Annotated in this window: 18 protein-coding genes; 6 read left to right on the forward strand and 12 right to left on the reverse strand. The window is 35.9% G+C overall.

Going from position 1 to position 13323, the window contains the following annotated elements:
• Positions 1-148 precede the first annotated feature (148 nt).
• Complete coding sequence (locus IV88_RS09345; protein ID WP_168388192.1) at positions 149-301, reverse strand: hypothetical protein; 153 nt, start codon at positions 299-301, stop codon at positions 149-151.
• A 142-nt stretch (positions 302-443) separates the two neighbouring features.
• On the opposite strand from IV88_RS09345, the gene IV88_RS05545 reads away from it, so the two are divergent.
• Entirely contained in the window at positions 444-1001 is a 558-nt protein-coding gene (locus IV88_RS05545) for a TetR/AcrR family transcriptional regulator (protein WP_057799604.1), read from the forward strand.
• On the opposite strand, the gene IV88_RS05550 is transcribed toward IV88_RS05545, so the two are convergent.
• Both IV88_RS05550 and IV88_RS05555 read right to left on the reverse strand, forming a co-directional pair.
• On the reverse strand, positions 998-1471 hold the full coding sequence (locus tag IV88_RS05550) for a MarR family winged helix-turn-helix transcriptional regulator (protein ID WP_057799606.1): 474 nt from the start codon (positions 1469-1471) through the stop codon (positions 998-1000). The genes IV88_RS05545 and IV88_RS05550 overlap by 4 nt on opposite strands.
• Before the next feature lie 156 nt (positions 1472-1627).
• A complete protein-coding gene (locus IV88_RS05555; protein WP_057799608.1) occupies positions 1628-2353 on the reverse strand; it encodes an SDR family NAD(P)-dependent oxidoreductase in 726 nt (241 codons plus the stop codon).
• An 87-nt stretch (positions 2354-2440) separates the two neighbouring features.
• On the opposite strand from IV88_RS05555, the gene IV88_RS05560 reads away from it, so the two are divergent.
• Positions 2441-2806 (forward strand): MerR family transcriptional regulator, encoded by a 366-nt coding sequence (locus IV88_RS05560; RefSeq protein WP_162258640.1) that lies wholly within the window; start codon positions 2441-2443, stop codon positions 2804-2806.
• Positions 2807-2818: 12 nt separating this feature from the next.
• The gene (locus IV88_RS05565; RefSeq protein ID WP_057799612.1) at positions 2819-3007 is read left to right on the forward strand and encodes a hypothetical protein; all 189 of its coding nucleotides are present in this window, start codon (positions 2819-2821) and stop codon (positions 3005-3007) included.
• A gap of 121 nt (positions 3008-3128) precedes the next feature.
• Here the strand turns inward: IV88_RS05565 and IV88_RS05570 are convergent, their stop codons facing one another.
• On the reverse strand, positions 3129-4442 hold the full coding sequence (locus tag IV88_RS05570; protein WP_057799614.1) for an FAD-dependent oxidoreductase: 1314 nt from the start codon (positions 4440-4442) through the stop codon (positions 3129-3131).
• Positions 4443-4587: 145 nt separating this feature from the next.
• On the opposite strand from IV88_RS05570, the gene IV88_RS05575 reads away from it, so the two are divergent.
• The gene (locus tag IV88_RS05575) at positions 4588-5181 is read left to right on the forward strand and encodes a TetR/AcrR family transcriptional regulator (protein WP_057799616.1); all 594 of its coding nucleotides are present in this window, start codon (positions 4588-4590) and stop codon (positions 5179-5181) included.
• A gap of 76 nt (positions 5182-5257) precedes the next feature.
• Here IV88_RS05575 and IV88_RS05580 read toward each other — a convergent pair whose 3' ends face one another.
• Positions 5258-5959 (reverse strand): class I SAM-dependent methyltransferase, encoded by a 702-nt coding sequence (locus tag IV88_RS05580; protein ID WP_057799619.1) that lies wholly within the window; start codon positions 5957-5959, stop codon positions 5258-5260.
• A gap of 105 nt (positions 5960-6064) precedes the next feature.
• Here IV88_RS05580 and IV88_RS09225 point away from each other — a divergent pair, with 105 nt between their 5' ends.
• Complete coding sequence (locus IV88_RS09225; RefSeq protein ID WP_147165259.1) at positions 6065-6250, forward strand: hypothetical protein; 186 nt, start codon at positions 6065-6067, stop codon at positions 6248-6250.
• 154 nt (positions 6251-6404) lie between these two features.
• On the opposite strand, the gene IV88_RS05585 is transcribed toward IV88_RS09225, so the two are convergent.
• On the reverse strand, positions 6405-7547 hold the full coding sequence (locus IV88_RS05585) for a YhgE/Pip domain-containing protein (protein ID WP_057799621.1): 1143 nt from the start codon (positions 7545-7547) through the stop codon (positions 6405-6407).
• 290 nt (positions 7548-7837) lie between these two features.
• On the opposite strand from IV88_RS05585, the gene IV88_RS05590 reads away from it, so the two are divergent.
• On the forward strand, positions 7838-8473 hold the full coding sequence (locus IV88_RS05590; protein ID WP_186823775.1) for a TetR/AcrR family transcriptional regulator: 636 nt from the start codon (positions 7838-7840) through the stop codon (positions 8471-8473).
• A gap of 50 nt (positions 8474-8523) precedes the next feature.
• Here IV88_RS05590 and IV88_RS05595 read toward each other — a convergent pair whose 3' ends face one another.
• From IV88_RS05595 to ribD, 6 genes are all read right to left on the reverse strand, one after another.
• Positions 8524-9165: an NAD(P)H-binding protein gene (locus IV88_RS05595; protein WP_057799625.1), complete on the reverse strand. Its 642-nt coding sequence runs from the start codon at positions 9163-9165 to the stop codon at positions 8524-8526.
• Between the two features lie 135 nt (positions 9166-9300).
• Positions 9301-9858 carry a TMEM175 family protein gene (locus IV88_RS05600; protein WP_057799627.1) on the reverse strand — a complete coding sequence of 186 codons (558 nt, stop codon included), beginning with the start codon at positions 9856-9858 and terminating at the stop codon, positions 9301-9303.
• 106 nt (positions 9859-9964) lie between these two features.
• Positions 9965-10429, reverse strand: coding sequence for a 6,7-dimethyl-8-ribityllumazine synthase (ribH, locus tag IV88_RS05605; RefSeq protein ID WP_057799629.1), 465 nt, complete (start codon positions 10427-10429; stop codon positions 9965-9967).
• Positions 10430-10440: 11 nt separating this feature from the next.
• The gene (gene ribA / locus IV88_RS05610) at positions 10441-11640 is read right to left on the reverse strand and encodes a GTP cyclohydrolase II (protein WP_057799631.1); all 1200 of its coding nucleotides are present in this window, start codon (positions 11638-11640) and stop codon (positions 10441-10443) included.
• Positions 11637-12233: a riboflavin synthase gene (locus IV88_RS05615; RefSeq protein WP_057799633.1), complete on the reverse strand. Its 597-nt coding sequence runs from the start codon at positions 12231-12233 to the stop codon at positions 11637-11639. The genes ribA and IV88_RS05615 overlap by 4 nt, the downstream gene beginning before the upstream one ends.
• Complete coding sequence (gene ribD, locus IV88_RS05620) at positions 12226-13299, reverse strand: bifunctional diaminohydroxyphosphoribosylaminopyrimidine deaminase/5-amino-6-(5-phosphoribosylamino)uracil reductase RibD (protein ID WP_057799636.1); 1074 nt, start codon at positions 13297-13299, stop codon at positions 12226-12228. The genes IV88_RS05615 and ribD overlap by 8 nt, the downstream gene beginning before the upstream one ends.
• Between the last annotated feature and the right edge of the window lie 24 nt (positions 13300-13323).

Raw genomic sequence — 13323 nt, forward strand, 5'->3', positions numbered from 1 at the left:
AGTCCAATATTATGGGTTCAGATCATAACGGAGTTTTGACAATTGTACTTCCTAAGTCAGAAGAATCTGGAAACCATCAGATTAATATTGAATAATTTAATCTATATAAAGCAAAAGCGGACTGCCAGTTAAAACTGGTGGTCCGCTTTTATCTTGCATTCAACAAATAATGAAACAACTGTGACACCGCAATAATCCCAACAAATCCGAGAATCATAATCCATAGTAAGTGATGTGGTCCGAAAATTAACCATAAGATAAATGCCACTACTTCAATTCCAAAGATTACATATTTAGTCATTTTTATTTCCTCTTATCTAACTTCATTTTTGTTAAATATATTGTAATCAATCTGGCGCATTTAAAAAATAATCACTTTTAATACACGTGTATACTTACAAATCAGATAAGTATAAAATGTATTTTATCGAAGGGGATATTTTATGGATAAGAGATTTCGAAAAACAGATCAATTAATTCGCCAGACATTTGTTCAACTAGTTTTGGGTCAAGGATTCAATCAAATTTCTATCCGCACACTTTCTGAAACGGCTCAAATCAATCGACAAACGTTTTACGCTCATTTCACTGATAAATATTCATTAGCAGAATCGATGATTAAAGAATTTATGGCGGATATGGACAAACTATTACAAAATCGAGCTGTTACTGCTGACAATCAGCTTAACATTGCCGAATCCAGTGCAATCTTAATTCCCACGATTACAGAATTATATATCAATCGAAATGATGAGGTCCGTGCCCTTCAAACAATAACATTAGATAATAATTTATCTCTCAATTCTGAAATTCAAAAAAGAATCACTGCCATTTTTAAACTTTATCCTGAAACAAAAACAGCCACGCCGTTCGAACTCGAACTAAACGTAGCTGTTGTAATGACTATTTTAAATCACACTATTGAGAAAAAGAAGTTACCAGACTTAACCGAAGTTAAAAACTCATTACGTAATTTGGGAAAACTATTTGATATCAACTAAGAGTGACTTTCACGCTCTTTTTTCTTGTACTCATCATTAAAGTCAGCAAGTTTCTGTGCAATTAACATTGTTTCCTCAAAATACTGTTGTAGATTGTCTACCCCTACTGTTTTTTTCATGTACTTGTGCATCGCAATTTCTTTTTTGCGGGCTTTTTTCAGAGCATCGTAACCTTGTTCTGTCACTTTAATATCGGTAAAACGGCGGTCTCCAGGTACATCTTCAAACTCAATCAGCCCACTTCGGCTTAAACTGGTCAACTGCCTAGAAACAGCAGATTTAGTTTCAAACAATCGCTCAGATATATCCGTAGTATTAAGATGCTCCGTATCAATCAAATTCAGGATAATGTATTGTTCGTAAGAAATATAATACTTACGAAAAGCATTCTTCAATGTAATATCAATATATTTAAAACCCTTAACATATAATTTATGAGCACTTTTCTGTTCTAGTTTGCCTTCATTCATCTGATTTATCCCCTATGTAAACTTGAATCATTCCGTCATTAATATCTACACATAAATGTTAGCTTAAAACATTGCACTTTTCGAAGTAAAATCATGATTTTTTTGTAAACAAAAATCGTCATTTTACATTTAAAATGACGAGTTAATCCATAGCTTTTACCAAGGCAATATTCCATTAATATCTGAAAAAGTACCGTTCAAATCATTGGTTGGATTCGTTGCTATTTCTACAGTTCTAGCGACTCCTTGTTGTACGGTTAAGTTTCCACCGCCAACTGGGGAAGGTGTGTTAACCCAACCCGGATTAACGGCATTAACAGTCACATTCGTATCTTTTAGTTCATTTGCTAAGTCAACAGTAAACATGTTGAGGGCCGTTTTACTAGCTTGATATCCGACTGCGCTATGTTGATAAACACTAGTCGTTGGATCAGAGGCTAACGTTAATGAACCAACACCGCTTGATATGTTAATCACTTTTCCAAAATCGGCATTATGCAACAGGGGCAGCATGGTCTGTGTCACTGACATTGTTCCAAAGAAGTTCACTTCAAAATCACCTCTGACAGCATCCAAACTAATTTTAGATGGCTTTGCATAGTTATCCAAAGCAATTCCAGCATTGTTAATTAGGATATTTAAATAGCCAAATCGTTCTTTGATATGTTGTTGCGCAGTAGCCACACTCACAGTATTTGCCACATCAATCAAAACTAAATCGGCTTTAATGTTTTTAGCTCGCAATTTATCAACAGCCTCTAAACCGGCTTCCTCATTCCGAGCACCAACTAAAATATGCTGACCTGCTTGGCCCAACTCTAAGGACAGTTCAAATCCCATCCCTTTATTTGCGCCTGTGATTAAAGTAATTATTTCGCTCATCTGTTTTACCCTCTTTTAATATGATAAAGTAATTGTATTACCCTACAGTAACTATAGGTCAACATTTAATTTAAAGGTGGTAAGATTTTGTTCACAATTGGAGAACTATCTAAACTAACTGGATTAGCCGTCGGAACAATTCGGTTTTATGAATCAAAAGGCATCTTAAGCGCAACTGGACGTGATAATAACAACAATCGCTACTATGACGACGATACCCGTGCCTGGGCAAAATTTATTGTGTATCTGCGCGAAACTGGTATGAGCATTAACGATATTAAAGATTACAAAGCATTATTAGACCAAGGAGAGAAAACCATCCCTCAACGGATTGAAATTTTAAATACGCAAAAAGCCAAAGTATATCAACAAATCGAAGCTAAGCAAGAACAGATTCGTGCATTAGATCATAAAATTGAACGATATCAGTCCGGTTCCACTAAACACGTTTAACGAGGAAATAATATGACAAACTACCTAAGTAAGAACTTTATCTTTATCCTACTCAGCAATGCTTATTATTCATGGTATAAATATGGCGCTGTAGACGGTGCTGTGTACCCAACTCTCAAAGCATGGTTATTCAAAATTTTCCCATCGAAAACACGATCAACAGCTACCGGAACGTTCTTAAATAACCAGAAAAAATCCTGAAATAAAATATGATTTTCATTTCAGGATTTTTAATTTCTAAAGGTTAATAGTCTTAAATCGGGAAAACAAGAATAACTTCTATGCTGTATTCAGAATTAAATTGTCATATTTTCCACTCTGCTCATTTAATATTTTCTTGCTTCATTGCTTTGCGTCCTGCAACATTCATCACATTCCAAACATTAGTTAAATCTGGTTGGAAGAAGAAATCCATTTCAGCTAATTCCATAATTGTTACGTGTTTGTAAATCGCAATCGACAATGCATTGATATTCGCGGTTTGATTATCTTGTGACATAATTTGACCACCAACAACTTCCAGAGTTTTGGGATTATAGAACAGTTTGAACTGAACTGTTAAATCCGGTTTAACCATTTCACTGCGCATGCTGACAGCTTGTTCAACGTAAACTGAGCTAACCGGAATATTCATTTTAGCTGCTGACGTTGTATTAAGTCCAGCCGAAGCAAAATTGTATCCGAGAATATCTAACCCTGAAGAACCTTGAACCGCCATAAGTGGTGCGTGTTGTTCAAATAGATTTCTAACTGCTGTACGTGCAGTACGACGAGCATTGGATCCTAACGCAATGTTAAGTTCTGAATTACTTGGCGTGTAACTGACTGGCACAAGATCTCCAATCGCAAAAATATCTGGATTACTTGTCTGCATGAACTCGTTGACCTTTAAAGATCCATTGGGTGTTAATTCTAATTGATTATTCAACCATTGTGTATTGGGACGGGTACCAACTGATACGATTACTAAATCAGCATCAAAACTAGATTTGTCAGTTATTACCCTTTCAACATGTCCATCTCCTTCAAATGTACTTACTTGTTGACCTAACGCAACTTCAACATGCCGTTCATCCATTACTTTACCTAATCGATCAGTCATTTCTGTATCCAAATAGGTACCAAGAGGTCGTTTAATTAAATCAACGAGTGTGACATGTTTTCCAACACTGGAAAATAAATCCACTGCCATCATTCCGATGTAACCTGCACCAACCACAACAACGTTTTTAACGTCATCATTTTGTGCAGACTGACGTAATTTGTTAGTATCAGAACGTTGGCGTAAGTACTCTACCCCAGCCAAGTCGTTACCAGGAATCGGTAATTCAACTGGATTAGAGCCTTGCCCTAAAATCAATTTATCAAAATTGTATTGTTTATTTTGATCTACTTCAAGAACTTCTATCTGTTTATTTTCGGCATTTAAGCTTATGACTTCAGCATGTTCGTGAATTTTAACACCTTGTTTTTCTAAGTCTGAAATATATTCAGCAGCCTTATTGGGATTCCAGCCACTAGTAGTTGCAATATCACTTTTTTCAAACCAATCGATTTGATCGTATTCTTTTCCTTCAACTAACGCATCAACAGCTTCAACGCCACCATGAGATGCTCCAACAATAATAATTTTCATTTTTAAAATTCCTCCTGTTTAAGTTAACCTTTTGTACATAATTTAAGATACAATGTGTATGTAGATCGTTCAATAACATACACACTGAATCTTATTCTTTTAAGATACGAAACTAAAAAAGCTGTTTCTAAGGAGGAAATTTACGATGAACAATCAGCATCGTCGCCGTGGTGATGAGTTAGTTAATGATATTAAAAAGGCCGCTCTAAATATTTTAATCACTGATGGCTATGCTTCAGTAACTTTCGCCAGTGTAGCTCGTCAAGCACACACCAGTCGTTCTGTCTTATATCATTATTGGGATACAGCTTTTGATTTAATGCTAGACTCTGTTCATGACGGCATGATCAATCGTGTTTCTGAGGGCGATTTAGATTTATCAAAACGTTCTTTACGAGATAATTTAGTATCTGTGGGAGAATTCTTTTTAAATAATCTAACTCAAATTCCATTGGAGTTTTCGCAAGCTATGTTTTATCAACTAAGTCAGCATCACAACAAAGTGTCAGAAATACTAGATGATGCTAACCAAAACAGTTTAAGTGCTATGAAACATATTCTAGAATTTGCCATTGAACACCATGAAATCAGAATTATGCCACCATTAAATACCCAGTTAACACTTTTTCAACTCATTCGATATCGTTTCGTTGTTGAAAACCAGAAGATGGATCGAAACAAAATCAAAAAACTAGTTGATCAAGTTGTTTTGCCAGCTATTTTAGAGCAAGGTGCATAAAAATAGAGCTACATCACATATCTAAACATGTGGTGTAACTCTTTTATTTTGTCGCAGTAATAATATATGATGACATCTAGGGGCCTGACCACCAACCATTAAATCCAGCTTGATTCATGGTAATATCGTGCATCCCTAATTCCTGTAATTTTTGAATATATTCTTTATGCTTACTTCCCGTATCAACGAGCAATAGTTTACCGTCCTTCTTAAGAACCCGGTATGCTTCTGCCAATGCCTTTTCACGGTCAGCACGAGGCTTGATATTATGAACAGCAAAACTAGTTACAGCATAATCAAATTGACTTGCTTTAAAAGGTAAATCACGCATATCTGCAGTAACTAATTCTGTCGGAACACTTAAATTAGCAGCTACTAAATTCTTCTTTGTAGCATCTACAGAATTATTAGATTGATCTTGTGAACGCCAAAGATCCACACCAGTTATTTTTCCGTTCTGATCAAGATGTTTAGCCATTTCCAGCATGACTGCTCCATGTCCACAACCTAAATCAATCACTTTGGAATTTCGCTTAATTTTAAAACCAGATAGAAGATTCTTCCAAATTACAAACTTACCTCTTAAGCTGGTATGAATAAACGTCAAACCACCCGCAATCATAAAAATACCGTATGCTAACGTCCAGCCCGCACCGTTATAATGTGTAATTACTCCAGCCAATGCTAATATTCCAACAATTAAAACTATCAGCCCAACTCCGATGTATAAAATTGGAACTGATGGTGCATCAACACCGTACTTCAATTTTTCTTTCATTAGTTTCTCCCTGTGTTTACGTTACTTTTAAATATAGCATGGACATCTAAACTTGAACATATAAAAAATAGCACCCCATTGGAATGCTATTTGTGATTAATTTTTATGAAAAGTGACTTTATCCAAGTTCCTAATCCGACACCAGATTCTCGAATATTCCTATATATTCCAGCCAAGAAATACATTACTGCATCGCTATTAAACACAGTAGCGAGAATTCCGATGACAACGACAACTATAATTCCAATCATAGCAATCACCTCATTAGGTTACGATTTTTCATTATTATAACCCATTTAAGATAAAACAAGTGAAAATTACTTTTGCTTACTAAATATATTAAAGGTTGCCTTAGCGATGGCGCTCAGCTCTGTTGTAGCATTTTTAAATGCTCGATTACCGTAACTATAAATAGACATTGTGTAGTCGACCACTTTATTTTTAACTAATTTTTAGCAGTTTCTAATTTCACATTACGTGATGATAATGATTCAGCAAAGAAAATCACTCCGCCAATAATCATTACAGTAACTAATGTTTGAGTTGAAGAATTCCAAAGGCCTGCTCCGTAATAGAGAATGCTCTTGAGTCCATCGAAGAGTGGCTTCATTGGTAACCATGGTAACACCCAATTCTGATAGAAGTTTGGTAACATTTCTGGAGCCATTGTTAGCAACGGAGCTGAGAAGAATAGTAGTAGAACAAATACTATTAATCCAGGGAATTCTAGCCATGCAATTACCCCTGAGAATAACATGATGAAGGCAAAGCTCGTTAATGAAACAAACATTCCGACTAAACCGAAGTTATCAAAGTGATAATTTAAAATTGCACCTAAATACCATGTTGTGGCAAATCCAATCATTAATGCTAGTCCAGCAGCAACAGCCACTTGAATAAATTTAAATCCAAAACGAGTGGTTCTCTTAGTGAACTTGATTTCTTTACCAGCATAGAACAACAGCAAACTTACTACTAAACTTGCTAACCAAATTGGTTGGAAGAAAACTGTATTTGCAGCTGTTAGACCCTTGGTTGAATGAACGGTTTCAACATCGGCCACAATTGGATTCGATAGACGTGTAACTGCTGAAGCAGAAACCGAAACGTGGTGTTGTGCCAATTGTCCAACAATTTGTCCTTGGATTCCTTGGCCGATTCCGCCAACCATAGCAGTCAATCCTGATTTCAATGAAGTTGCTAAGGTACTATTCTTGGCTTCGTTAATATAGATCTTTACTTGGGCCGGTTGAGCTGTATTGCTGGTAGCTAGCGTGCCAATCTTCTTTGAAAAATCTTTTGGAATGACGATAGCACCATAGTAATGTTGGTGGTTCATATCTGATTTAAGAGTTGTAGTTGAACTAACCTTACTCCATTTAAAAGCTGCTCTCTTATCGCTACTTTTATCATGCTCAGTAACCTTATCAACGACTTTTTGGCCTAACTGGCCTTGATCCTCATTAACAATCGCTAATGGTACTTCTTGTAATTTAGCTTGTTTCACTGGAATCTGTGCTAAAGCTAAGACAAACGTCAGGATAATGCCTGCAATAATGGCAAACCCGAAAAACTTATTTTTAAACATATGAAAACTCTCCTTCTAGTAACTTCCTTCGCAGAGCTTTTCTAAACGAATTTCCATTTCTACATCACAGAAATACTGGCCTTAGAAAAACTAGTGACTGATTAGTTTTAATCGTTTGATTGAGTACTCACTCAAACAACTTCCAAAACTTATTATACTGATGATCATGACTATGTCAACAACAAATTAGTATCTTAGTGATTTTATTTAGCATTTAATTAAGTGTTTACTTAAACTACAGCAAGGAATGTTGTATACTAATACTAAACAAATACAACGAGGAACGAATTATGGATCATACTGAATTACGCCTATTTCAAGATGCTCATGTTTTAGATGATTTTACCGATAAGCAAGTTAGTATCTTAGTGGCTGCAATCGATGTCTTTGCGACTAAGGGCTATGCCAATACAAGTACGAAGGAAATTGCAAAACAAGCTGGTGTTTCTGAAGGAAATATTTTTAATAAATTTACAAACAAGCGTGGACTACTCGACGCTATCATTGAACCTGTTATCTACTCTATCTTTCCAAGTACCATGCAAGACTTAGTACAGTCGTCACCATCCGATGACTTTCTAACATTGCATGCCTTTGTAGATGCCTTTATCAGAAATCGGCTTGAGTTTCTCTATGCAAATGAAAAAGTCCTCAAGATTTTAATTTCAGAATTAGCGTATGATAATCAAACTCGGTCAGATTTCTTTGATAATCTTCCAAAAGAAATCTTTGTTAATTTAAACCAAGAATTAGATCAACTCAAAGATCGTCACATGTTGATTGATTGGCCAAATCCGGAAATCATCCGCATTATTATCACAATGACTGGCGGATTAGCATTAGGACGTCTTTTCTTTGACCAAACTATTAAAGATAGTGAAGTAACGCACACAGTGAACGCAATGACTAAAGCACTAGCTAAATAAAACAAAAGCATGATATTCACCATAAAATGAATATCATGCTTTTTAGATTTCTACATAAACGGATATGGACTATCACCATCTGTACCTGGTTCGTCAAGGCCAACTGATTCTCGTTCTCCTAAATTAGAATCATTGAGTAATTTAACTATATAGTCAGCGATACTTGCACGTGTAATCACGGTACCTCGAAACTGTTCACCTTTTTGCGTTGTTTCATAATTAATCTCGGTTCGATCAGACATCCATCCCGGACGCAAAATTGTGTAATTCAAATCAGAGTCCTCAATTAATTTAGCTGCTGCTTTAAAATCCGAAATTCCATTAGGGTCTACACTTTTACTCCATTCACCAAATTTACCATGAACCTCATCATAAATACCCAAGCCGAGAATATAAATTAATCGACTTACATGATTTTTATGCATAGCAGGAAAAATCTGATTAATAAAATCAACCATCTTTCCACCAAGACCGACTACAACTGCATCCTGATTCTTTATAGCCTGATTCAATATCTCTGAATCCATGACATCCCCAGTTATAACTGTTGATTCTACTGACATTACTGGTAAATTAATCTGATTTTTGTGATGTAAAAGTAAAGTTAAATGAATATTATTTGAAGATAAAAGTTGTTGTTCTAAAACTTTCATTGTTCTACCTGCTGCGCCTAAAATTAAAACATTTTTCATACTATGTAAGCCTCTTTTTAGTATATATTTTGAAATTACGAACAGTATATTCTTTCTTAAATGAATAATCAATTAATTAAAATAATAAAAAAACTTTCAACTATTATTTTAATTGAAAGCCCTTAAAGAAGCCTGCTAATTACGTCGTGGTAAAGACGCCACAATCGCCACTCTTAAAACAGTAATAATTCCTAAAATCAATGCGATATATGGTAAAAATAGTGATAATACCAAGCCAATCAGCCATATATAATTACGATGCCATATTTCATTCCAAGGAAATTTTGAATGATCTTCATTTTTTGATAAATCTACCTGCCAACTTAAAAGTGAAAGCAAACATGCCCACCCAATTCCAATAACACAGAAAACTGCTTGTGGTAATGGTCGTGTGGGATATTCGGCCACCCAAGCAGTTGCTACTGGCAATGTAGACACCCAGAACAGCAAGATCATATTAATCCAAAAGACTCCGTATGTAATATCACCCGTTCGTTTAAAGATTTCGTGATGTCCTAGCCATAAATTAACTAGACTAAAGAAGCTGATTACAAAGGCCACTAGTGGAATAAATACCTTACTCAAGTCCGACCATTCATACCCTTCTGGCATATGAACCTCCAGAATCATGATTGTCATAATAATCGCAAGAATTGCATCCGTTAGAGCCTCAACCCGTTGTTTGTTTAACATTTTATATTTCCTCCGTACAAAAATGGCGTTAACTGTCCAAAGACAGCAACGCCATGCGTTATTAAAATTGTATACTTTGTTGGAAGTTCACTCAATAGATAGATTTTTAAACTAAGCTCTTTTTCAAATTAATCATTTCAATTACATCCATCGCACATTCACTACCTTTATTACCTGATTTCAGCCCGGCACGATCCATTGCTTGATCAACAGTATCTGTTGTCACCACTCCGAATAGCGTTGGAATTCCTGTTTCTATCCCAATTTTAGCAACGCCATCAGCGACCGCCTTACAAACCAAATCATAATGCGAAGTTTCTCCTCGAATAACAGCTCCTAAAGTAATAAGCCCGTCATATTTCCCTGATTCTGCCATTATTTTGGCGACCGTTGGAATTTCGAAAGCACCTGAAACCCAAACCGTTTGAATCTCATCTTCATTAACGCCATGTCTAACTAACGTATCGACTGCTCCATCCAATAACTTGCTGGTAACCGTACTATTAAAACGTGCAATGGCAATACCAATTTTTAAATTATTTCCATTGAAAGATCCTTTAATCTCTTGCATAATGATTCCCCCTATAAATCCAATTGGTGGTGAAACTTTTTCTTTTTAGTTTTTAAATATTTTAGATCTTCAGACGTAGGTTCCGTTTGAATTGGGACTACTTCTGCGACTTCAATTCCATACTTTGCTAATTGTTGGACCTTGTCTGGATTATTAGTTAGCAATCTAATTTTATTGATGCCCATATGATACAAAGTGGCTGCTGCTAAATCATATGATCGCTCATCAGGTTGGAATCCTAGTTGTTCATTAGCTTGAACTGTATCCAGTCCTTGTTCCTGTAATTCATAAGCTTTTAGCTTATTTAGAAGCCCAATTCCACGCCCCTCTTGTGGCAAATAAAGCACCATTCCGTTACCGTCGTTTTCAATTTTATTAAGTGTATTATGCAGTTGCTCACCACAGTCACATCTCTTTGAACCAAACACATCACCCGTTAAGCACTCTGAATGCAATCGAACTAATGGAATCGATTCAGTTACATTAACATTCTTCGAGATAGATAAAATGGGACGACTATCCTGGATACTAGAAAATCCTCGGAGTTTAAAATTACCGAAAACTGTTGGCAAATGGACGTCTGCCTCATCTCGAATTATATTATCTTCGTGTTTAATTCGATATTCGACAATATCTTCAATAGTTAGAAATGGAATCTCCAATCCTTCAGCCATTGCTTTTAATTCCGAAGTTCGAGCCATTTGACCATTTTTCTTAACAATTTCACAAATGTAACTTACTGGATTACAACCAGCCAATCGTGCTAAATCAACGGCAGCTTCAGTATGACCACGTCGTTCAACTACTCCACCATCTTTGGCAACTAATGGAAAAACATGTCCCGGATGAAAGAAGTCTTTGGATAAACTAGTTGAATCGGCCAGGCTCTTAATTGTTTTTGCACGTTCATAAGCCGAAATACCAGTTTTTGTTTCATTCGAATCAACAGATAGTGTAAATGCAGTTTGAAAGCGGTCATGACTGCTACTAACAATTGGCGATAATCCTAATCTATCAGCATTATTTCGACTCATTGGAACACATAAGAGCCCCTTAGCCGATGAAATCATTCGATTAACTGTTTCGGGCTTCACTAACTCCGCAATGCCAATCATATCTCCTTCCGCTTCTCGTGATTTATCATCTGCGACAATTACTAGGCCACCACGTTTCAACGCAGTTAAAGATTTTATAACTCTCTCTTCACTCATTTTTTATTACCCACTTTCTGCATTAAATACTTTCCTAAAATATCCGTCTCCAAGTTCACTGATCCACCAATTCGTAGTTGATTTAAAGTGGTTTCCTGTGTGGTATGTGGGATTATATCCACTTCAAACACATTTCCTATAACTTGAACAACCGTTAAACTAATTCCATTAACTGCAATTGAGCCTTTTTCAACTATTTGATATTTAAGATTAGAATCATACTTAAAGAACAATTTGATCGAGTTACCATTTGGAATCCGTTTTGTTAGAATGCCGGTCCCATTAATATGTCCCAATACAAAATGACCATCAATTCCGTCAATAGGTCTAAGCGAACGTTCCAGATTGATTTGTTGTCCCTTAGTAAAATGATTAAAAGTAGTTCTTTGAACTGTTTCTGGCATCACATCCGCAATAAATTCATTTTCAGTAAAACTTATAACCGTTAAACACACTCCATTTACACAAATACTGTCACCAACTTTTAAATCTTCCATTCTTAATTGGTTGGTTTGGATTTGAATTTGCATGCCTTTTACATTTCTCGATACACTCTTTATTTTGCCAACATCTTGAACTATTCCACTAAACATGAGGTACCTCCTGTCGATCAGCCGTGATTTTTAAATCAGATTCGATCTGCTGAACGTCCTCTATTCTGAAATTCAACTCAACCAACTTATCCATTTTCGAATAAGCTACAGGTAAAGATTGACCACCCCATAATTTGGGAGATATATAGTTTATCACCCGATCAACTAATCCAGCTTGAATAAAATCAGACTGGACTCTACTGCCACCTTCGACTAATATCGACTGAATTCCTTTTTCATTTAAAAACGAAGTAATTCTTTCGGGAGTCCAGCGTCCTTCCACAACTTCTACGTTGTTATTCTTAATCTCACAGTCGTTTTCGTGACATAAAATCAAGACTGGTGCCTGTTTGTCATTTACTATTTGAGAATCAACGATAGAAGATGCATTATTCACCAATAAAATTCGAACAGGTGGATACTTAATATTTGTATCATTTCTAACTGTAAGCGCCGGATTATCGATCTTTAACGTATGTTCACCAATCAGAATTGCCTGATAGTTTTGGCGAATTTGATTAGCATCCTTCAGTGCTTCATGACCGGTTATAATGGATCTTTGATTTTCTATTTGGTTCAACTTGCCATCTAACGTGCTGGCATACTTTAAAGTGATGAATGGTCGTTGATTTTCAAAATAAAAGTTATAAAACTGGTTGATATTTCGAACATCTTTACTTAAAGAAGTCATTACAACTTCAACATGATGCTCCCTTAAGAATCGGATTCCATTTTCATGTACAACCGGATTGGGATCTTTTTGACCAATCACAACTTTGTGAATTCCAACTCCAACAATTCTTCTACAGCACGGTGGTGTTTCACCAAAATGACTGCACGGTTCCAAAGTAACGTACATAGTTGCACCTTGCGCTTGATCGATAGATTTCAAATTGTTCAAAGTGTCAATTTCAGCATGGTTCGCACCAAATTGTTTATGATAGCCTGTTGCTAATATCTGATTATCTTTAACAATTACGGCTCCAACCATTGGATTAGTGTAAGTACATCCCTGGCCATGGCGTGCTGCTTGTATCGCTAATTTCATATAATCAACATCGTTCAATCTATTCATCTCCAAAAAAATACC

The sequence above is a fragment of the Pediococcus argentinicus genome (genome assembly GCF_001437605.1).
In the GTDB taxonomy this organism is placed as follows: domain Bacteria; phylum Bacillota; class Bacilli; order Lactobacillales; family Lactobacillaceae; genus Pediococcus; species Pediococcus argentinicus.